Source organism: Synechococcus sp. W4D4 (genome assembly GCF_047716805.1).
In the GTDB taxonomy this organism is placed as follows: domain Bacteria; phylum Cyanobacteriota; class Cyanobacteriia; order PCC-6307; family Cyanobiaceae; genus Vulcanococcus.
The window spans coordinates 1,432,285-1,451,677 of the sequence record NZ_CP180404.1 but is presented as its reverse complement, the minus strand read 5'-3'; the positions used below and the strand labels follow the sequence as shown (position 1 = coordinate 1,451,677).

General features: G+C 65.6%; 25 protein-coding genes. 10 read left to right on the top strand and 15 right to left on the bottom strand.

Annotated elements, in window-relative coordinates; translation table 11 throughout:
* Positions 1-48 precede the first annotated feature (48 nt).
* The gene (gene surE / locus ACLM42_RS08125) at positions 49-837 is read left to right on the top strand and encodes a 5'/3'-nucleotidase SurE (RefSeq protein WP_415398761.1); all 789 of its coding nucleotides are present in this window, start codon (positions 49-51) and stop codon (positions 835-837) included.
* On the opposite strand, the gene ACLM42_RS08120 is transcribed toward surE, so the two are convergent.
* Complete coding sequence (locus ACLM42_RS08120; protein ID WP_247912044.1) at positions 822-1,397, bottom strand: DUF3611 family protein; 576 nt, start codon at positions 1,395-1,397, stop codon at positions 822-824. The two genes, surE and ACLM42_RS08120, sit on opposite strands and share 16 nt — an antisense overlap.
* Before the next feature lie 116 nt (positions 1,398-1,513).
* Between ACLM42_RS08120 and ACLM42_RS08115 the strand changes: the two genes are divergently transcribed.
* The 6 genes from ACLM42_RS08115 to ACLM42_RS08090 all read left to right on the top strand — a co-directional run bounded on the left by ACLM42_RS08115 (position 1,514) and on the right by ACLM42_RS08090 (position 5,417).
* Positions 1,514-2,452 carry a bifunctional riboflavin kinase/FAD synthetase gene (locus ACLM42_RS08115; RefSeq protein WP_415400150.1) on the top strand — a complete coding sequence of 313 codons (939 nt, stop codon included), beginning with the start codon at positions 1,514-1,516 and terminating at the stop codon, positions 2,450-2,452.
* Between the two features lie 150 nt (positions 2,453-2,602).
* On the top strand, positions 2,603-3,670 hold the full coding sequence (locus ACLM42_RS08110) for a thiamine phosphate synthase (RefSeq protein ID WP_415398760.1): 1,068 nt from the start codon (positions 2,603-2,605) through the stop codon (positions 3,668-3,670).
* Positions 3,667-3,873, top strand: coding sequence for a sulfur carrier protein ThiS (gene thiS, locus ACLM42_RS08105; protein ID WP_247910367.1), 207 nt, complete (start codon positions 3,667-3,669; stop codon positions 3,871-3,873). Before ACLM42_RS08110 ends, thiS begins: the two co-directional genes overlap by 4 nt.
* Positions 3,874-3,948: 75 nt before the next feature.
* Positions 3,949-4,851, top strand: coding sequence for a DUF1517 domain-containing protein (locus ACLM42_RS08100; RefSeq protein ID WP_247912047.1), 903 nt, complete (start codon positions 3,949-3,951; stop codon positions 4,849-4,851).
* A gap of 127 nt (positions 4,852-4,978) precedes the next feature.
* Entirely contained in the window at positions 4,979-5,143 is a 165-nt protein-coding gene (locus tag ACLM42_RS08095; RefSeq protein WP_247910368.1) for a hypothetical protein, read from the top strand.
* 115 nt (positions 5,144-5,258) lie between these two features.
* Positions 5,259-5,417 carry a hypothetical protein gene (locus tag ACLM42_RS08090; protein WP_247910369.1) on the top strand — a complete coding sequence of 53 codons (159 nt, stop codon included), beginning with the start codon at positions 5,259-5,261 and terminating at the stop codon, positions 5,415-5,417.
* On the opposite strand, the gene larB is transcribed toward ACLM42_RS08090, so the two are convergent.
* Genes larB through ACLM42_RS08070 form a run of 4 tightly spaced genes read right to left on the bottom strand, consistent with a single transcriptional unit; the run spans position 5,389 to position 7,451 of the window.
* Complete coding sequence (larB, locus tag ACLM42_RS08085; RefSeq protein ID WP_415398759.1) at positions 5,389-6,069, bottom strand: nickel pincer cofactor biosynthesis protein LarB; 681 nt, start codon at positions 6,067-6,069, stop codon at positions 5,389-5,391. The two genes, ACLM42_RS08090 and larB, sit on opposite strands and share 29 nt — an antisense overlap.
* Positions 6,066-6,497, bottom strand: coding sequence for a TIGR03792 family protein (locus ACLM42_RS08080; protein ID WP_415398758.1), 432 nt, complete (start codon positions 6,495-6,497; stop codon positions 6,066-6,068). Before ACLM42_RS08080 ends, larB begins: the two co-directional genes overlap by 4 nt.
* A complete protein-coding gene (gene ispF, locus ACLM42_RS08075; RefSeq protein ID WP_415398757.1) occupies positions 6,494-6,979 on the bottom strand; it encodes a 2-C-methyl-D-erythritol 2,4-cyclodiphosphate synthase in 486 nt (161 codons plus the stop codon). The genes ACLM42_RS08080 and ispF overlap by 4 nt, the downstream gene beginning before the upstream one ends.
* Positions 6,980-7,007: 28 nt before the next feature.
* Positions 7,008-7,451, bottom strand: a complete 444-nt coding sequence (locus tag ACLM42_RS08070) for an NfeD family protein (RefSeq protein WP_415398756.1) — start codon at positions 7,449-7,451, stop codon at positions 7,008-7,010.
* A 38-nt stretch (positions 7,452-7,489) separates the two neighbouring features.
* Here ACLM42_RS08070 and ACLM42_RS08065 point away from each other — a divergent pair, with 38 nt between their 5' ends.
* Positions 7,490-8,401 carry an SPFH domain-containing protein gene (locus ACLM42_RS08065; RefSeq protein WP_415398755.1) on the top strand — a complete coding sequence of 304 codons (912 nt, stop codon included), beginning with the start codon at positions 7,490-7,492 and terminating at the stop codon, positions 8,399-8,401.
* Here ACLM42_RS08065 and trmD read toward each other — a convergent pair.
* Genes trmD through era form a run of 3 tightly spaced genes read right to left on the bottom strand, consistent with a single transcriptional unit; the run spans position 8,398 to position 10,557 of the window.
* Positions 8,398-9,093, bottom strand: a complete 696-nt coding sequence (trmD, locus tag ACLM42_RS08060) for a tRNA (guanosine(37)-N1)-methyltransferase TrmD (RefSeq protein ID WP_415398754.1) — start codon at positions 9,091-9,093, stop codon at positions 8,398-8,400. The two genes, ACLM42_RS08065 and trmD, sit on opposite strands and share 4 nt — an antisense overlap.
* A gap of 3 nt (positions 9,094-9,096) precedes the next feature.
* Positions 9,097-9,561, bottom strand: coding sequence for a phycobiliprotein lyase (locus ACLM42_RS08055; RefSeq protein WP_415398753.1), 465 nt, complete (start codon positions 9,559-9,561; stop codon positions 9,097-9,099).
* A 12-nt stretch (positions 9,562-9,573) separates the two neighbouring features.
* On the bottom strand, positions 9,574-10,557 hold the full coding sequence (era, locus tag ACLM42_RS08050; RefSeq protein ID WP_415398752.1) for a GTPase Era: 984 nt from the start codon (positions 10,555-10,557) through the stop codon (positions 9,574-9,576).
* A 29-nt stretch (positions 10,558-10,586) separates the two neighbouring features.
* Here era and ACLM42_RS08045 point away from each other — a divergent pair, with 29 nt between their 5' ends.
* Entirely contained in the window at positions 10,587-11,114 is a 528-nt protein-coding gene (locus ACLM42_RS08045; RefSeq protein ID WP_247910378.1) for a hypothetical protein, read from the top strand.
* Between the two features lie 70 nt (positions 11,115-11,184).
* Here ACLM42_RS08045 and ACLM42_RS08040 read toward each other — a convergent pair whose 3' ends face one another.
* The 5 genes from ACLM42_RS08040 to ACLM42_RS08020 all read right to left on the bottom strand — a co-directional run bounded on the left by ACLM42_RS08040 (position 11,185) and on the right by ACLM42_RS08020 (position 16,992).
* Entirely contained in the window at positions 11,185-11,919 is a 735-nt protein-coding gene (locus ACLM42_RS08040; RefSeq protein WP_415398751.1) for a Bax inhibitor-1 family protein, read from the bottom strand.
* Between the two features lie 75 nt (positions 11,920-11,994).
* Entirely contained in the window at positions 11,995-12,978 is a 984-nt protein-coding gene (locus ACLM42_RS08035) for a PhoH family protein (protein WP_415398750.1), read from the bottom strand.
* 11 nt (positions 12,979-12,989) lie between these two features.
* On the bottom strand, positions 12,990-13,385 hold the full coding sequence (rpsP, locus tag ACLM42_RS08030; protein ID WP_415398749.1) for a 30S ribosomal protein S16: 396 nt from the start codon (positions 13,383-13,385) through the stop codon (positions 12,990-12,992).
* 91 nt (positions 13,386-13,476) lie between these two features.
* Positions 13,477-14,934 carry a signal recognition particle protein gene (ffh, locus tag ACLM42_RS08025; RefSeq protein ID WP_415398748.1) on the bottom strand — a complete coding sequence of 486 codons (1,458 nt, stop codon included), beginning with the start codon at positions 14,932-14,934 and terminating at the stop codon, positions 13,477-13,479.
* A gap of 60 nt (positions 14,935-14,994) precedes the next feature.
* Positions 14,995-16,992, bottom strand: a complete 1,998-nt coding sequence (locus tag ACLM42_RS08020) for an IMS domain-containing protein (protein ID WP_415398747.1) — start codon at positions 16,990-16,992, stop codon at positions 14,995-14,997.
* Between the two features lie 141 nt (positions 16,993-17,133).
* On the opposite strand from ACLM42_RS08020, the gene pdhA reads away from it, so the two are divergent.
* On the top strand, positions 17,134-18,243 hold the full coding sequence (pdhA, locus tag ACLM42_RS08015) for a pyruvate dehydrogenase (acetyl-transferring) E1 component subunit alpha (RefSeq protein ID WP_415398746.1): 1,110 nt from the start codon (positions 17,134-17,136) through the stop codon (positions 18,241-18,243).
* A gap of 11 nt (positions 18,244-18,254) precedes the next feature.
* Here pdhA and ACLM42_RS08010 read toward each other — a convergent pair whose 3' ends face one another.
* Positions 18,255-19,169 carry a histone deacetylase gene (locus tag ACLM42_RS08010; protein WP_415398745.1) on the bottom strand — a complete coding sequence of 305 codons (915 nt, stop codon included), beginning with the start codon at positions 19,167-19,169 and terminating at the stop codon, positions 18,255-18,257.
* A 6-nt stretch (positions 19,170-19,175) separates the two neighbouring features.
* A complete protein-coding gene (locus ACLM42_RS08005; protein ID WP_415398744.1) occupies positions 19,176-19,346 on the bottom strand; it encodes a hypothetical protein in 171 nt (56 codons plus the stop codon).
* Between the last annotated feature and the right edge of the window lie 47 nt (positions 19,347-19,393).

Genomic DNA, 19,393 nt, shown 5'->3' with positions numbered 1-19,393 from the left:
AGACGCCTGTTTCAAGCCCCCTAGCCTCGGGCCAGGCGAGACGGCACCGTGCGGATCCTGATCAGTAATGACGATGGTGTCTTCGCTGATGGCATCCGTGCCTTGGCAGCTGAAGCTCTTCGGCGAGGTCACCAGGTCACGGTGGTCTGCCCCGATCAGGAGCGTTCCGCCACGGGCCACGGTCTGACCCTGCAGTCCCCTTTGCGGGCTGAGCGCGCCGATGAGCTCTTTGCCGATGGCGTCACCGCCTGGGCCTGCAGCGGCACCCCAAGCGATTGCGTCAAGTTGGCTCTCTTTGCTCTGTTGGAGGAGTGGCCCGAGATGGTCCTCTCGGGGATCAACCACGGCCCCAACCTGGGCACCGACACCATGTATTCCGGCACGGTCAGTGCGGCGATGGAGGGGACCATCGAAGGTCTCCCTGCCCTGGCGGTGAGCTGCGCGGATTACAAGTGGCGGGAGTTTGAGGCCTCCGCCCGCATTGCCCTGGACGTGGCCGAGCAGAGCCGCCGCGAGGACTGGGACAAGGGGATGCTGCTGAACCTCAACGTCCCGGCCCTGCCGATGGAGTCCATCGGGCAACTGCGTTGGTGCCGCAAGGCGGTGCGCCGCTACACGGATCAATTCGTCAAACGCACCGACCCGCGGGGGCGCACGTATTTCTGGCTGGCCGGAGAGGTGGCCAATGACCTGGAGGCCGAGGTGGCAGGTCCCAAGGAGTGGCCCATCGATGTGGCCCATGTGGCCCATGGCGGTGTCTCACTCACGCCGCTGCAGCCCGAGCTGTTCTGGCGCGGCGACCTCTCAGCCCTCAAGCAGCCTCACTTCGTCCGATAAATCCGCTGCAGGAACCAGAGCGAGAAGATCAAGCCGATGGTGTGGGCAAAGAGCACCTGGGTGTTGCTCAGCACCGAGAGCATCTCGATCGAGGTGATCGGATAGCCCACCAGGCTGCGGGCGCTGGTGCCCCCCACCGGAGAGCCAAAGAAGCCCGGGGCCTGCAGCGAAGCCTGAACAAACAAGCTGCCCGCTAAGGACTGGTAGCCCACCGAGGCGAAGACCAGCCCGAGCACATCCGCCAGCAGTCCCCGTTTGATGAGCTTGCCGGCTTCGCTGCGGCTGGGTTTGGCCGTGCTGCCCAGGGCCCGGCCAAGGCGCACCGTCAGCCAGCCCTGCCAGAGGCTGTAAAGCAGCACAAAGAACGAGATCGTGGTCAGGGAGAGGCCCGGTCCCAGGCCCAGGGCACGCTCGGAGTTGCGGGCCAGGCTGCCGCCGATGTTGTTGAAGAGCAGGACCCCCACAACCACAATCCCAAGGGCGGTTTGCGTCCAAAACCGGATCCAGGCCATTCGCCTCAGCCCTAGGGAGAGCAGCTGAAAGTCGAGGCGATCGGCCATGGGACGTGGGGGGATGCCCAAACCTGCCATGGGAGGATGCCTCTGGCGAGGCTTCAAGCGCTTTTGGTTGTGATTGCAGCGCTCCAGCTCCTCTCGATTTCTGCTTGCGCAGGCCAGTGATACCGCTGCTCGATCCAGGGCAGGCCAAGCGCCCCACGGCGGTGGCTCTGGGCAGTTTTGACGGCTTGCACCCGGGCCATCGCAGCGTGATCGCGGCCGTCACTGAACGAGCCGCACAGCTGGATCTTGTGCCAACGGTGGTCAGCTTCTGGCCCCACCCCCGTGAGGTTCTCTTTGGTGAGGCCCGCCTGCGGCTGGACCTGCCCGCCGAGAAATTGGGCCTGCTGGAGCCCCTGGGGATCGAGCAGTTGGTCCTGGTCCCCTTCACCAAGGAGCTGGCGTCGCTTTCCCCCGAGGCCTTTGTGCAGCAGGTGCTGCACGAGCAGCTGCAGGCCGGCTTCGTGGTGGTCGGCGAGAACTTCCGTTTTGGGGCGGGCCGCAGCGGCAACACCGAGACCCTGCAGCAGCTGGCCGCGGAACGGGGTATCGAGGTCCAAATCCAACCCCTGCTGGCGGAAGGGGAGGAGCAATTCAGCAGCAGTCGCATCCGCCGCGCCCTAGCGGTGGGGGATCTGCCGGAGGCCACTCGGCTGCTGGGCCGTCCCTATCGCTTTGGCGGGACCGTGGTCAGTGGCCGCGGCTTGGGCCGTCAGCTGGGTTGGCCCACCGCCAACCTGCAGGTGGACGGCCGCAAGTTTCTGCCCCTTGAGGGGGTTTATGCCGCTTGGGCCTGGCTCGGTGAGGAGCGGCTGGCGGCGGTGATGAACCTCGGGCCCCAGCCCACGGTGGATCCCACGGCTCCCTCGGCGGTTGAGGTCCATCTGCTCGGCCGAACCCTGGAGCTCAACGGCAAAACCCTGATGGTGGAGCCGGTGCGGTTGCTGCGAACGCAGCAGCGCTTTGAGAACCTCGAGGCCCTGGTGCAGCAAATCCAGCGCGACGCCGAGTGCGCGGCTGGGCTCTTGGACTCAGCTGGCGGGGTAAGCGTTGGTTAGGCCCCAGCTGATGAAGGCGACGATCGCCCCCAGCAGCAGAATCCCTGAGATCAGCACCACCATCGGGCTGTCGGATTCGCCCTGGGCCATCGCCATTCCTGTTGGATTGCGCCTCAAACCTAAGCAGAGAGCCCTGCCCGTGCAGACGCCATGACCACACCTGAACAGCCGGCGGCGGTGTTGCGGTTGCTCGATGCCAACCTCGATCGCGCCCGTGAGGGGCTGCGGGTGATCGAGGACTGGTGCCGCTTTGGCCTCGATCGAGCGGATCTGGTGGCCCGCAGCAAGGACATGCGCCAACGCTTGGGTCGGCTGCATGACGAGCGCTACAAGCAGGCCCGCGACGCCGCTGGCGATGTGGCCACGGGTATGGCGCATCCCGCCCAGCGGGAGCGGGAGCAGCCTCAGGCGGTGGTGGCGGCGAACTGCGGCCGCGTCCAGGAGGCCCTGCGGGTCTTGGAGGAATTCGGCCGTGGCGTGGATGATCGCCTGGCTGAGGAGGCCGCGGCGGTTCGCTACGCCCTCTACGACCTGGAGGTGGATGTGATCCGAGCGAGTGCAAGCGGGCAGGAGCGGCGTGAGCGCCTTCGGGCTGCGCGTTTGTATCTGGTGACCAGTCCTTCGCCCCGGCTGGAGGCCGTAGTGGAGGCCGCGCTTGAGGGGGGTGTGCGTTTGGTGCAGTACCGCGCCAAGGACGGAAGCCTGGCTCCCGATGGCCAACCGATGACCGATGCGGTGCGCCTTCAGCAGGCCCAGGCGCTGCGGCAGCTCTGCAGTCGCCACGGCGCTTTGTTTCTGGTCAACGACCGCATCGACATCGCCCTGGCGGTGGATGCCGACGGCGTGCATCTCGGCCAGGGCGATCTCCCGCCGGCCCTGGCCCGGCAGCTGCTTGGCCCTGAGAAGTTGATCGGCCGCAGCACCCACGCCCTGGAGCAGTTGCAGCAGGCCATGCGCGATGGCTGTGACTACGTCGGTGTCGGACCGGTCAACGCCACACCCACCAAACCTGGCCGTCAGCCCGTGGGATTGGATTACGTCCGGCAGGCCGCAGCAGAGAGCGCCATTCCTTTCTTTGCCATCGGTGGGATTGAGAAGGGGAATCTGCCGGCGGTGTTGGCCACCGGTGCCACCCAGGTGGCTGTGGTGCGTGCGATCACCGAGGCTCCTGATCCGGCCCAGGCCGCCCGTGAACTGCTGGAGGCGCTGCAGGGATGATTCAGGTTCGCGTCAACGGCGAAGCCACCAGCTGCCCGGAGGGTCTGAACCTGGTGCAGATGCTTGAGCACCTCGGCTACAGACCCCAACTGGTGGTGGTGGAGTTCAACGGCGAGATCCTGCCGCGGGCCCGCTGGGCTGAACAGCCGGTTCGGGAAGCCGATGGTCTGGAGGTGGTCACCATCGTCGGCGGGGGTTCTTAGATTCCATCGAGCTAGAGCTCTGCCGTGGCCGCTTCACGTCCCTCCTCGCTCGTGCGCCGACTGCTCAGCGGCTTGATGGTTCCGGCCCTGGTGCTCACACTCCTGCTGGCGTTGCCGCAGGCCAGCCAGGCAGCGAGCGGCGGTCGGATTGGCGGCGGCAGCTTCCGTTCCGCTCCGATGCCCCGTAGCTATGGCGGTGGCGGCTACCGCGGCGGCGGTTATCAGCGGGGCTATGGGGGCGGCTTTGGCTTCCCCTTTGTGGTGCCCTTCTTCTTTGGTGGGGGCGGCCTTTTTGGCTTCTTGATCCTGATGGCCGTGGTGGGCCTGCTGGTGAATGCGGTCCGCGGTGGCGGCGGTGGTGGTGGCGCCTCCCTGCCGGCTGGCATGCGAGGCGGTTCGATCGATCGTGCTCAGAGTGATGGGCCGGTCTCGATCGCCCAACTCCAGGTGGGGCTGCTGGCCTCGGCTCGGGAATTGCAGCGCGATCTGCGGGAGCTTGCGGGCAGTGCTGACACCAGCACCAGCAGCGGCCTGCAGCGGGTCTTGCAGGACAGCACCTTGGCCCTGCTGCGTCAGCCTGATCTCTGGGTCTATGCCAACGCTGAGGTGGGGCAGGTTCCCTTCCAAGCTGCGGAATCCACGTTTAACCGCCTCTCGATGACCGAGCGCAGCAAGCTGCGCAGCGAGGTCACCAGCAATGTTTCCGGGACAGTCAGCGCCAACACCGGCAGCCAGGCTGGTGACGCTGATGCTGTCAGCGATTACATCGCCGTCACCCTTCTGGTGGCCAGCCGCAGTCGCCTCACCCTCAAGCCAGTGAATGGGTCCGAGGAGTTGCGCGAGACCCTACGCATCCTGGGCTCGGTTCCCTCCAGTCAGCTGTTGGCCCTGGAGGTGATCTGGCAGCCCGATGGGGCCGGCGATGTCCTCAGTGCCGATGAGCTGATTACGGCCTATCCGCAGCTCAAACATCTTTAATCTTGCCTCTTTTGATTTCCTCAAGATTTGAGGAATTAAAGAAACTCTTCGGCTCCTGATCGGCTGAAGCGGTTGTTGATCGTCGGGCGGAATAATCTCTAAGGTCTGAGAACTTCTTTTTTCATACGTGTCCACCCCGCGCCACTCCACGGAGACCTCTGCCATGAAGTGGCATGCCAATGGTGAGTTGGCTGGCGTGGATCTGCAGGCGCTCCTCAGCCGTTTGAACAAGGTGGAGAGTGAAGAGTGCGCACGGGAGCTGGAGTGGCTCAGCCGCCGCGACGAGGTCTGAGAGCTAGTCCGGCGCTCTTGGAGAGCCAATCCTGAAGGTCGGCCGCAGATTCGTCTCAGCCCGGTTGCACGGTTCAGGGCTGCTCACCACACTGCGGTGCACCGGCGTTGCGTGCATGGCTCGGCGATCGATGCAGTGGGTCAACACCCCCGTGTTGATGGAGGCCTTGGACCGCTATGAACAGGGGCGCCTGCCCCGCTCGATGCGTCTTTGGGTAGAAGCGGTGCTGGAGTTGGAGCGCCCGCTTACTGCTCCGCTGCGGCCCCACTGCTGAGCAGGATCCGCAGGGCTGCCATCGCGGCGCCATAGCCGTTGTCGATGTTCACCACGCTGAGGCCTGGAGCGCAGCTGGCCAGCATTCCGTGGAGGGCTGCCTGGCCGCCGGCGCTGACGCCGTAGCCGACGCTGACGGGAACCCCGATCACCGGTTGGGGCAGCAGGCCAGCGAGGACCGTGGGCAGTGCTCCTTCCATGCCGGCACAGGCGATCAGCACCCGGGCCTGGCGCAGTCGATCGAGTTGGTCCAGCAGGCGGTGCAAACCCGCCACGCCCACATCCAGCACCAGCTCGCAGGCAATCCCGTGCCACTGCAGAGCGAGCTGCGCTTCGGCGGCGACTGGGAGATCACTGGTGCCGCCGCTCAGGACCACCACGTCCCCCAGCGCGGGCCTGGCGGCTGCAGCTGAACCGAGGCTCAGACAACGCGCGTCCGTGTGGAACTGCAGCTGCGGGTCATTCGCGAGCAACGCGGCGACGGCCTGGGCCTTGGCGGTATCCACCCGGGTGGCCAGGGCCAGCTCGCCGCTTCGCTGCTGCCGCACCAGGATCGCGGCGATCTGCTCGGCGCTCTTGTGCTCCCCCCAGATGGCCTCCGCCATCCCGAGGCGTTGGCGGCGCTGTAGATCCAGCCGGGCCTGCTCGCTCATGCAGCCGGGATCAGTTCCCCTTCAAAGACCAGAGGAAAGGGATTGCCTTGCCGCTGGCCCGTGGCTTTGCGGGCGAGTTGCTCAAAACGCTCTTGCACGGCCTCCACCTCGGCTTCGGGGATCGCTTTCCATTGCTCTTTGCTGGCCCAGCGGATGAGCAGCGTGCCTTCCTCCCGTTCGCTGTCCCAGAGCAATTCGCGGCCCAGGAAACCGGCTTGCTGTTGCAGCCACGGTTCCCAACTGCCCTGCTCGGCTTGCATCCAGGCGGCGCGACCCTCCGCCGGCACCTTGATCCGTAGGTGCTCAACGACGACCACCTCCAGTTGACCGCCGGGCTGGTCGTTGGTGGCAATCGCCACGTCGGGATGGCCAGCCAGCAGCATCGCCAGGCAGAGCGCGAGTGCGGCGACCCTAGCGAGCAGGCTCATGGTTTCTGCAGCAGGGCCACGGCCTGGCAGGAGATGCCCTCCTCACGGCCCTCGGCGCCGAGCTTTTCATTGGTCGTGGCTTTGACGCCCACCTGATCGGGCTCCACACCCATGCGCGTGGCGATGGCACAGCGCATGGCTGCGATATGGGGCTTGAGCTTCGGGCGCTCGGCAACCACGACGGAATCGACGTTCACGACACTCCAGCCCCGCTCGCGCACCAAGGCCACGACCTGCTCCAGCAGCACCAGGCTGTCGGCACCCTTCCACTTCGGGTCGTCGGGGGGAAAGTACTTGCCGATGTCCCCCAGGGACAGGGCCCCAAGCAGGGCATCCATGATCGCGTGCACCAGCACGTCGGCATCGCTGTGGCCATCGAGTCCCAGGCCGGCGGGATGGTCCAGCCGTTGGCCGCCCAGGATCAGCGGCCGACCCGGCACCAGCCGGTGGATGTCGTAGCCGTTGCCGATGCGGAGTGGCATGGGTGCCGGTTGCGCTTGGTTTTGGAACCTAGGCGCTCGGCAGCACCTGCAGGTTGGTGCCGTCCCGGCCCATCACCAGCACCTGGCTGCCGGGCTGAAGCGCTTGCCCAGGCTCCAGGTTCTCCGCTGCCCAGCTTTGGCCGTGCCAGAGCACCCGACCCTGGTCACTTCCTGCATCAAAGCCACTGATGACCTCGGCGTACTGGGCCGCGTCGCTCTGGCGGATGGCCCGCTCCCGCTTGCGCGCGGACCAGCGCTGCAGCAGCAGAAGCAGGGCGAGCGAGCCAGAGGCAAAGAGCAGCAGCTGCAGCCCCAGGTTCAGGGGCAACCAGGCGCAGAGCAGCGACACCAACAGGGCGGCCAGGGCCGCGGCGAGCAGTCCGTCGAACTCCACCCCGAGCCACTCCAGGGCCAAGAGGGCCAAGGCAACCAGAAACCAGAGCAGCGCAGTCACGGGGTTGCGATCAGGCACCTGCTGCCTAGCTTGAAGCTGACTGAGCGATTGGGCCAATGGAAGCGCTGTTTGGCTTGCCGGCCCTGGTGGTCATGGCCTTTTTGGGGCTCAACAGCATCAAGGTCACCAGCGGCGGGCAATCCCGTCTGGTGGAGCGGCTGGGGAAGTACGACCGGCAGCTGCAGCCGGGGCTCTCCTTGGTGCTTCCTGTAGTGGAGCGGGTGGTGAGCCATGAGTCGCTGAAGGAGCGGGTGCTCGACATCCCGCCGCAGCAGTGCATCACCCGCGACAACGTTGCCATTGAGGTGGATGCGGTCGTCTATTGGCAACTGCTGGAGCACGAGCGGGCCTACTACTCCGTCGACAACCTTCAGGCGGCGATGGTCAACCTGGTGCTGACCCAGATCCGGGCTGAGATGGGCAAGCTCGATCTGGATCAGACCTTCACGACGCGCCAGGAGGTGAATGAGGCGCTGCTGCGGGAGTTGGATTCCGCCACCGACCCCTGGGGGGTGAAGGTCACCCGTGTGGAGCTGCGGGACATCCAACCCTCCCGCGGCGTGCAGCAGGCGATGGAGCAGCAGATGACCGCGGAGCGGGAGAAGCGCGCCGCGATCCTGCGCTCGGAAGGCGAGAAGGAGTCCCAGCTGAATGCGGCCCGGGGGCGGGCTGAAGCGCTGGTGCTCGATGCCAAGGCCAAGCAGGAAGCCCTGCTGCTGGAAGCGGAAGCCCAGGCCAAGCAACAGGCTCTCTTGGCTCAGGCCCGCGCCGATGCATCCACCCGTTTAGCCAAGGCGATTCAGGCCGATCCTGAGGCGGCGGAAGCGATGCGCCTGCTGCTGGCTGGCGATTGGATGGCGATGGGCGAGCAGATGGCCCAGGCCCCCGGGGGCAGCGTTTTGATGGTGGACCCCCAAAGCCCGGCAGCCTTGATCTCCGCCCTCAAGGGTTTCCAGCAGCAGCGTTAGGTCTGCTGCTCCGCTTGCCAGCGGGCGTAGAGATCAGGTCTTCGCTCGCGGGTGCGCTCTTGCTGCTGCTGAGCGCGCCAGCGGGCAATGGCGCCATGGTCACCGCTGCGCAGGACATCTGGAACGCGCATGCCGCGGAAGTCCGCCGGGCGGGTGTAGTGGGGGTGCTCCAGCAGCAGCGCGCTGTGGCTCTCCTCCTCCAGGCAGGCCTCGGTGCCGACGGTGCCCGGCAACAGGCGAACCACGCCGTTGATGATCGTCATCGCCGGCAGTTCGCCGCCGGTCAGCACGAAGTCTCCGATCGAGACTTCCTCGTCGGCCAGCGAGCGAATCCGCTCATCAAATCCCTCGTAGTGGCCGCAGAGGAAGACCAGCTGGTCATAGTCCGCAGACCAGCGGCGTAGGTCCACCTGGCGCAGGGGTTGCCCCTGGGGTGACATCAACAGGGTGCGCCGGCGCGGTTGCACCGGGATCGACTCGAAGGCGGCAAAGACCGGCTCCGGCTTGAGCACCATGCCGGCACCGCCGCCATAGGGCTCGTCGTCCACCTTGCGGTAGCGATCCGTGGCGAAATCCCGCGGGTTGTGCACGTGGAGCTCAGCGCGGCCGGCGGCGAAGGCGCGGCCGATCACCCCAAGACCCTGCAGCGGCGCAAAGGCCTCCGGGGTCAGGCTGACCACATCGAGACGCATCGCTCAGGCGGCGGGCCGGCTGACCCGGCGGATTTCAGAGCTGAAGCTGGCGCGTCCAGGGGTGCCATCGGCCGGCTGCTCGATGGTGGAGCGCAGGCGCAGGTTGGGCTTGTTGAACCAGATCCGCTCGCGGATCTCGCTGTCGCCCTGCTCCAGGATCAGCTCCAGGCTGCAGTCGGGCCAGAGGGTCCAGCGGCCCTGCTGCTCCCCCGCTTGGAACTGGCCATCGGCTTGGAACTGAAGCTGCTTGGGTGTCTGGTCCTTGGGCCCCACGCTCAGCCCCCCCGGGTTGCCCTCGAGGTGGCGGACCAGCAGCTCCCCGCGCTCGCTGCTGTGCCACTCGTCGCCTTCTCCGGTGTCGCTGTCATCACCGAGGAGGAAACGGGATCGCAGGCACATCCACTCGCCTTCACAGAGGTGCAGGAAGGCTTCGATTGAGTCCGGAGGGAAGGAGGCGTTGTCGCTCATTGGGCGATTCTCTCAGCTGTCGCCGCGGTACCCCAATTCCGCCAGGCGTGATGAGCTCCGGCGCCAGTTGGGAACGACTTTGACAAAGAGCTCCAGGTAGACCGGTCCAGAAATCAGCTTCTGCATCTGCTGCCGGGCGCCGGTGCCGATTTGGCGCAGCATCCGCCCGCCCTTGCCGATCAGGATGCCCTTCTGGCTGGTGCGCTCCACGAGGACCGTGGCCAGGACCGCGGTGCGTTCCTTGTCATCCACGACCCGCTCGATTTGAACGGCGACCGAGTGGGGGATCTCTTCACGGGTGTGCTGGAGGACCTGCTCGCGGATGAGTTCCGCCAGCAGCAGCTGCTCCGGTTGGTCACTGACCGCATCGGGTGGGTAGAGGTGCGGCCCTTCGGGCAGTTCGGCCGCTAGGGCATTGACCAGGGCCTCGGTCCCATCGCCATTCAGGGCGCTGACGGGGTGCTGGGGCCAGCCGGGAACGAGTTCGCGGTAGCTGGCCTCCAGCTCGGCGGCCTGGGCCGGATCCACCAGATCGCATTTGTTCAGGGCGACCTGGACGGGCACTTTGGTGCGCTCGAGCAGCTCAACGATGAAGCCATCCCCGCGGCCGGCGGCCTGGCTGCCATCCACCAGCAGCAGCACCTGATCGACTTCACCGATGGCGCCGCGGGCGGTTTGCACCAGGCGCTCCCCGAGGAGGTGATGGGGTTTGTGGATCCCAGGGGTGTCCACCAGGACCAGCTGTGCCGTGGGGGTTGTGAGGATCGCCCGCAGCCGGTTCCGAGTGGTCTGGGCTACTGGAGAGGTGATGGCCACCTTCTCCCCGACCAACTGATTCATCAAGGTGGACTTGCCCACGTTGGGCCGTCCCACCAGGGCGACAAAGCCTGAGCGGAATCCTTCGGGGCTCTGCCCCAGGGTGAAGCCCTCGGCCACGGCCTCGGCCGGCAGATCACTGAGATCTGGGAAAGGCGGCAGCTGGTCGTGTGACTCCATAGCCTCACCTTGGCAGTTCAACCTCCCCCATGACTGAAGCCGCCCCGCTGGAGCCCACGTTTCAACAGGCGATGGAGATCACGGCCCAGTGGCTCGGGCTGTGGGAGAACGGCGAACTCAGCGATGAGGTGATCGGCGATCGGGTCTCTGAGCTGGTGGCCAGCCGTGATGGTGCCCGGGGCTTCTTTGTGGTGTCCCTGGCGGGGGATTGCCCGCTGATGGATCGCTTGCCGGACGCCGTGGTGTTCGCCCTGCGTCAGGCCGGCGATGGGGTGGTGGACCTCAGTGCCCGCAACCTGGCCATGAGCACGGCGATGGCGCTGCATCACGAGCGCAATGCCGACGCGGCTCAGCAGGCGGGATCGGAGCGGGTGCAATCGCGCTGCACCGAGTTGCTGCGGCTGCTGGATCCTGAAGCGGTGAAGGCGCGGCTGGAAATCTTGCTGGAGGCCACCGATGGCCGTGGTGAGGACGTGGCCTTTCTCAAGCGCTGGGGCTACGACGCCGGGCAGACCGCGGCGATTGCTGAGGCGATCTTGGCTGTGGCCGAGGGCTAAGTCTTTGCTTTCACGGAGCCACAAAAAAGCGCCCCGTCTGGGGCGCTTGGCTTGAAGGCGTTGATCTGGATCAGTCGCGGCGACCGCCACCGTTCAGGGCGATCACCAGACGCAGGATGAAGATGAACAGGTTGATGTAGGTCAGATACATGCTCAGCGCACCGGCCAGGTGCTGGTCGTCGCTGTAGGTGCGGGGCATCGTGTAGAAGTCCACGAAGGCCGCGCCCACGAAGATCACCGTGCCAAAGCCGGCGATCAGCAGCTCCATGCCGCCCATGCCGAAGCCGGGCACGAAGATGCCGCCGATGATCTGGACGACCATGGCGATGACCAGGCCGAGGATGCCCAGGCCGACGACACCGCTCAGGGCCTGACCGACGCTGTCGCTCATGCGGCGACCCATCACCGAGGCCGCCACAAAGGTCACGCCGGTGGCCAGGGCGGCGGTGCCGATCGCACCGATGCCGGCGGTCCCAATGGCCAGGGCCACGATGCCGCTCAGGGTGAAGCCGGTGATCAGGCTGTAGGCCGCCATCAGCGGCAGGGCCGTGCTGTTGTTGGCCTTCAGGGCCACGTTCTGAGCCACGAAGAACAGAACGAAGTTGCCAATCAGGGCCACCCAGAACAGGGGCATGAAGCTGGCGGGGTTGCTGGCCAACAGGGCCAGGCCGCCCATCACGCCACCGGCGGTGAGCACCATGCCGCCACCCACGTAGGGCAGCGCCTTATTGACCACGTTGGGCCCCACGAGAGCGCTGGATTGCGCCTCGCGGATGGCCTCCTGGAAATTGCTGCTGGCCGGCATGGCACAGAGGATGACTGGCCTCATCCTGCCAGCGATCTCAAGGTTGTGTGCCTTGAAGGGGTGTGGATCCCCCGACTAACGCCGGGCGCGGGCTGCGTCCCGGGCGGCGTAGGCGGTCACCAGGCGCTGCACCAGGGGATGGCGCACCACATCGGCGGCACTGAGCCGGCAGACCGCGATGCCCTCCACGCCGTCGAGAACCTGAGCCGCCTCGATTAAGCCGCTCAATTGACCTTGGGGAAGATCGATCTGGGTGGGGTCACCCGTGACCACCATCTTCGAGCCTTCGCCCAGACGGGTCAGCACCATTCGCATCTGAGCGGGGGTGGTGTTCTGCGCCTCATCGAGGATCACGAAGGCTTCTGCCAGGGTCCTTCCGCGCATGTAGGCCAACGGGGCGACCTCGATCACGTTCTTCTCGATCAGCGCCGCGGTTCGCTCCTGACCCAGCAGGCTGTGCAAGGCGTCATAGAGGGGACGCAGGTAGGGGTCGACCTTCTGCTGGAGATCCCCTGGTAAAAAGCCCAGTCGCTCGCCGGCTTCCACGGCGGGGCGGGTCAAGATCAGCCGCTCCACCTTTCGTTCCTGCAGGGCCCGAACCGCCTGGACTGCAGCCAGGAAGGTCTTGCCGGTGCCAGCGGGACCGAGGGCGAAGGTGAGGTCGTGGCGCTCGATCGCCTCGACGTAGGTCTTCTGTTTAAGGGTGCGTGGCCGCAGCAGCTTGCCGCTCTGGCTGCGGGCTAGGACCTGTTTCCCGAGCTGTTGGTGCTCTTCCCCTCGGCCGGTGTCCAGGGCAGAGAGGGCTGTTTGCACATCCACCTGGGTGATGCTTTGTCCTTCCTGCCAGAGGGGACGCAGCAGTTCAACCAGGCCTGCGGCCCGCTCCAATTGATTGGGGCGGCCTCGCATCTGCACGGAAAGACCCCGCAGCACCAAGGAAGCACCAGTCAGGGCTTCCAGGCGATGCAGGGTTGATTCAGCTTCACCAGCCAGGGCCATGGCGGCGTCCTGGTCGGGAAGGTCGATGGTGAAGGCCGTGAGGCTTTCAGCCTCGGGCATTGGGGGATGCCTCAGGCTTCGGTTGCTTCTTCAGCGGGAGCCTCTGCAGCGGCAGCGGCAGCGGCTTCGGCGGCCTTGGCTTCTGCTGCTTCCTTAGCGGCCTGCTTGGCAGCAGCCTCGCGGATGGCGGCCTGCTTCTTCTGGCCGACGACCACAGAGGAGCGCACCTTCTTCTCGATCAGACCGCCGCGCTCGAGCAGGGTTTGAACGACCTCGGTGGGCTGGGCGCCCTGGGCGAGACGGGCACGGATGGCCTCAGTGTCGAGACGGGTCTCCTTGGTGCGGGGGTTGTAGAAGCCCAGCTCCTCGAGGGGACGACCGTCACGGCGTGAGGTGCTGTTGCAGGCCACCAGGCGGAAGCTCGCTTCCCGCTTTTTACCGAACCGCTTCAGGCGGAGCTTGATCATTGTGGCCTTGCCTTACTGACTGGATAAAGGTGCGGTGATTCCCCAGGGAACCGCGCGCAAACGACAACAATACTCTCTGGGGTGACGTCCCTTAGAGCTGGCCGAAGCCCTTGCGCTTCTTGGCGGGTTTCGGGGCTTTCGGCATCCCACCGCCACGGCCACCGCGGCCGGCGGGAGCGCCGCCCATGCCCGGCATTCCACCCATGCCGGGGAAGCCGCCCATGCCGGGCATTCCCGGCATGCCGCCACCGCGGGTCATCTGTTGCATGAAGCCCCGCATCTGCTGAAAGTTCTGCAGCACCTTGTCCACATCCGCGGCGGTGTGGCCACTGCCGCTGGCGATCCGGCGCCGGCGCGAGGGATTTGCGGCCAGCAGGTCGGGGTCGCTGCGTTCGGCCTCCGTCATGGAGCTGATCATTGCTTCGATCTTTTTGAGCTGCTCTTCGCCCTGCTTGAGCATCCCGTCGTCGATCTTGTTCATCCCCGGGATCATTTTCATGAGGCCGCCCAGGGAGCCCATGCGCTTGATCAGGCGCATCTGCTTAACGAAGTCAGAGAAGTCGAAAGTGGCTTCCTGGAGCTTCTGCTGCATCTTGGCCACATCGGCCAGCTCGACCTCCTTCTGGGCCTTCTCCACCAGGGTGAGGACGTCGCCCATGCCGAGGATGCGGCTGGCCATCCGCTCCGGGTGGAAGGGCTGAAGCGCCTCAACCTTTTCCCCGGTACCGATGAATTTGATCGGGGCGCCGCTGACCTTGCGGATCGAGAGGGCCGCGCCACCGCGGGAGTCGCCGTCGAGCTTGGTGAGGACCGCACCGGTGATGCCCACCTGATCGTGGAAGGCCCGGGTCAGTTCGGCGGCCTCCTGGCCGATCATCGAATCCACGACCAGCAGCACCTCATCGGGCTGCACGGCCTCGCGGATGCGGACCATCTCCTCCATCATCGAGGTGTCGATCTGGAGTCGGCCGGCGGTGTCCACCAGGACGGTGTCGAAGCCCTCGTCTTTGGCCTTTTCAAGGCCAGCGGCGGCGATTGCTTCTGGCTTGGCATCGGTGCCCAGGCTGAAGACCTCAACGCCGATCTGTCCGCCCAGGGTTTTGAGCTGCTCGATGGCCGCGGGGCGGTAGACGTCGGCGCCCACCAACAGCGCCTTGCGTCCTTTCTCTTTGAGGTGGAGGCCGAGCTTGGCGGTGGCGGTCGTCTTGCCGGCGCCCTGGAGGCCGGCCATCAGCACCACAGCTGGGGCGCCTTCTGTTCCAGCGCCGGCCAGGGGAGCGTTCTCGCCGCCCATGGTGTCCACGAGTTGCTCGTGCACCACCTGAATGAATTTCTGGTCGGGGCTGACGCCTCGCACCACCTCAGCCCCTAGGGCCTTTTTGCGGACCTCCTCGACGAAGTCCTTGACCACCGGAAGGCTGACATCGGCCTCCAGCAGGGCCCGGCGCACATCCTTGAGCGCACCGTCGATATTTCCCTCATTGATCGCCCCCTGACCGCGCAGGTTCTTGACGGCATCTTCAAACCGTTGGGAGAGCTCGTCGAACATGGGGGGGCCTGTGATCGACTGATCGTAAAAAGCGACCGTCTCGAGAGCGGGTCAGGAGACTCAGTTCTTGGCGGTGGGCTTGTAGGCGACCAGCTGCCAGCTGCCGTTTTTGCGGCCAAAGACGTAGGTGTTGCGCAGGGTCATCTCTGGGGTTCGGCTCAGAACTTTGCCGGCCTTGGTCCGGAGTTCATCGCTGTAGGTCAGAGCCACCTGGGCCGCGATGCGCACACCGGAGCGCTCGCTGATCTTGAAGCCGGTGATGGTGGTGTTCACCGTTTCGGTGGCGCCGCGCTGGCGGTTCGCTTGGGCCTGGCGTTGAAGCCGCTGGATCTGATCGGGGCGGGCCAGGTCGGCCAGGGTCTCGCTCGGTGCATCACCGGCGAGGACCGCGGCTTTTTCGCTCAGCCAAGCCTCGAGCAGGCCCTGCAGTTGGCTGGCGCTGGGATCGGGATCGCTCAGGGGGAAGGGGTTGGCCTGGGCCGGAGCTGCGGGGGCTGTCGATTCAGGCTGAACAAGGGCCGCATTGCTGCCGCTGGTTGCGGTCTCCACCTCGGCTCCGCGGGGCTTCAGCGCCACCCAGCCGCCAAAACCAAGGGCCATGACAACCACGGCCACACCAACGGGCCGCCCCCAGCTGGGGAGTTCCTGCAGCCGCTCATTGAGGCTGCCGAGTTGGGGCCATTGGAGTTCGGGTAGAGCCGGGAGCCTCCAGCGGGGGCCATCCCAGAGCTCATCGTCGCCCTCCTCCTCCTCGTCGAGGGTCTCGAGGTTTGTCGGGGTTTCGCTGCTGCTGCTGAGGTCGAAGCTCGGCCAGTCCCCGAAGGCAGTGCTGGTCTCTGTCGCAGCCGGCACCTCGAAGCTGGGTTTGGCGTTGAACTGGCGGCCGCGGATGCGGTCCTGTTGGTCGATGTAGGCCTGCACATCCCGGTCCGCGAACCAGGCATCGAGGTTGGCGTCGATGTCGATGTCCCGGAATCCTTCCAGCACTTCTCGTGTCAGCCAGTCGCGGCAGTAGGCGCAGAGGCGGGCCAGTGGGTCGTCTCCCTGCTCCATGGCCCACTGCTTCAGGGCGGCATCTGCTCCCAACTCGAAGAGACGCTCCGCTTCATCCACCTGACCGAGCAGCAGTTGCTGGCAGGAGAGGAAGACCTCAATGCCGGGTTGGCCGCTGTTTTTTAGACGCTCGTAGGCCTCCAGGATCCGCTCCGGTTTGCGCTGGGAGAACCCTGAAGCGGTGAGGGCAAAACTGGCCAGGAAGTCGGCCGTGGCGGAGCCTGAATCGCCCCAACGGCTGAAGAGCTCCACCTGTTCTTGGGCCGTCAGGAATTGACGGATCTGCTTGAAGAACGGCTGGAACTCGCTTTGGGGGAAGGTCAGATCGGTATGGCCCTCGAGGCCTCCTCGCTGCTGCACGAGTTGCTCCAGCAGGGCGATGCCCTGTAAGCGGGAGGTGCTGGCTGAGAGGTCGCGGCTGATCAGGTCGAGGACGCGATAGGGGAGAAGCTCCTTGAGGTCCTGCTCGAGCTTGCGGCGTTGTTCGGCCTGCTGACCCATCCGTTGGAGCAGCTGCAGACCCTGCTGCAGGGTGAGCGCGGCCGCCTCATAGCGGCGTTGATCGCGGTAATCCCGAGCGGTGCCCTGGCAGGCCAGGCCGGCCAAAAGGGTCAGGTCCGCTTCGCGGCTGCTGCCCAGGGCGGGGGCTTGGGGCGGCTGCAGTCCGCGGGAGGCGCTGTCGAAGGCCTCCTGGGATTGGCCGGCCTCCATTAAGAGGAGAAGGCCGCCCACTTCACGGGAGGGGGGAATCTCCAGGGCGGCGATGGAGCCGTTGGCGTTGTCGGCGATGGCCGTGAGTTCCCGCTCGTAGGCCTGGCGCCGGGTTTCGTCGCTCAGGAGGTCGGCGCTGGCTTCCAGCAGTTCGGCCCTGGCCTGGAGTGTGTCTTGGGTAAAACCCTGGTCTGGAATGCGATCAAGACGCTGCTGCAGGGTGCGCAGCACGCTCTGCCGGTCGGAGCTGGCATTCACGCCGAGCAGGCGGAAGTGGTCGATCGGCAGTTCCAAATTGAGCTCGGATTGGCGGGCGCTAATCGGACGTGACTGTAGGCAGAGTCTTCGGTTTTGGCCGTCCTTCGTGCACCTTTTGGAGATGGACCCCGTACAGTCAGGCCAGCATCAGAGTCCCCGGAGAGCAGGACCTCAGCCATGACACAGGCCGATCTTGGACAGGGCGTCGCCACCAGTGGTGCTCCCTCCTGCTCAGCCGATGTCAACCAGGTCGGCTTGCATGCCGAGCGGCTGATGAACCTCTACCCCTCCACGCCGGCAACGGTGACCCGGGATGAGGGCCTGATGCTTTACCGCGACATGACCCTCGGCCGGCGCTTCGAAGACAAGTGCGCCGAGATGTACTACCGCGGAAAGATGTTCGGCTTTGTTCACCTCTACAACGGCCAAGAGGCCGTGAGCACGGGGGTGATCAAGGCGATGAAGATGCAGCACGACTGGTTCTGCAGCACCTATCGCGACCACGTCCACGCCCTCAGCTGCGGCGTACCGGCCCGCGAGGTCATGAGCGAACTGTTCGGCAAGGAGACCGGTTGCAGCAAGGGCCGTGGCGGCTCGATGCACCTGTTCTCCAAGGAGCATCACCTGCTGGGTGGTTACGCCTTTATTGGTGAGGGCATTCCCGTTGCCCTGGGCGCCGCCTTCACCAGCCGCTACAAGCGTGATGCGCTGGGCGATTCCACAAGCGACGCAGTGACCGCCGCCTTCTTCGGCGATGGCACCTGCAACATCGGCCAGTTCTACGAGTGCTTGAACATGGCGGCGCTCTGGAAGCTGCCGATCATCTTTGTGGTCGAGAACAACAAGTGGGCCATCGGCATGGACCACAACCGCGCCACCAGCGACCCCGAGATTTGGCGTAAAGCCGCTGCCTTTGGGATGGCCGGTGAAGAAGTGGATGGCATGGATGTCTTGGCCGTCCGCGGCGCTGCCCAGCGGGCGATCGAGCGCGCCCGTGCCGGTGAAGGCCCCACCGTGTTGGAGTGCCTGACCTATCGCTTCCGCGGTCACTCCCTGGCGGACCCCGACGAGTTGCGGGCTGAGGCCGAGAAGGAGTTCTGGGCCCAGCGCGATCCGATCAAGCGTCTGGCCGCTCACCTGATTGAGCACAACCTGGTGAAGGCCGAGGAGCTCAAGGTGATCGAGATGGAGATCGACGCCGAAGTGGCCGATTGTGTGGAGTTCGCCCTGGCGGCTCCTGAGCCCAAGCCGGAAGAGCTCACCCGCTACATCTGGGCGGAGGACTGATCTCCCCTTCGTTAGAGCCCGTGCAAACGGGCTTGCTCGTTTGCAGCGCGGAAGACCAGGCCGTGGCGCACCACCAGGGGCTTTAAGTCGTCGTAGCCGCCTCCGATCACTGTGGCGATTGGAATGTTTCGCCGCAGGCAACTGTCCATCACCAGGCGGTCACGGTTCAGTAGGCCCTGATCACTGAGGCGAAGCCGACCGAGCCGGTCCTCAAGGTGGGGGTCGACCCCAGCGTTGTAGAGCACGAGATCTGGTTGCTGTTGATCCAGCAGGGTCGGGATTAGATCGCCAATCGCCTCGAGATAGGCGTCATCTCCAATTCCATCGTCTAAGGCCAGGTCGACGTCGCTCTGTTGTTTGCGCAGCGGGAAGTTGCTGCCGCAGTGCACCGAGAGGGTGAAGACCCGTGGCTCCTGGGCAAAGATGGCGGCGGTGGCATCCCCTTGATGCACATCCAGGTCGATCACCATCAAGCGCTGGACCTGCCCTTCAGCCAGCAGAACCTGGGCGGTGACGGCGCAGTCGTTGAAGATGCAGAACCCGCTGCCGTGGTCGGGGTAGGCGTGGTGGGTCCCCCCGGCTAGGTGGCAGGCGACGCCGTGTTCGAGGGCCAATCGGGCCGTCAGGAGGGATCCCCCCACCGCCAGCCAGGTGCGCTGCACCAATGGGGTCGTGGCTGGCAGGCCGATGCGGCGCTGCTCGGCCGGGAGCAGTTCCCCGCGGGCGAAGGCCTGGTGGTAGCGGCGGCTGTGGGTGAGCTCAAGCCAGCGCCGCGGCACCGGTAGGGGCCGATGGATCTGCTCCTCCCGCGCAATTCCCTGCTCCTCAAGCAAGGCGCGCAGGAGTTTGAACTTCGCCATCGGGAAGCGATGGCTACTGGGCAAGGGGGCTGAATAGGCCGGGTGATAGACGAGCGGTAGTCGCACCGGGCGTTAACAGTCGTCGTCGTCGAACTCTTCGTCGAAGAGCGAGTCCCGCAGCAGGCGATCCACCAGCAGCCCCATGTCATCGAGCTGGAGTTGCTGCATCAACAGCTCCAGTTCTTTGATCACCGGCTCAGAGAGACGCAGGGTGATTGGAAGGCTGTCTTCTCCGCCGAGCATTGCGGGTGGGCGATGGCAGTGCGAAGTCTGGCGGAAACCGGGCTACA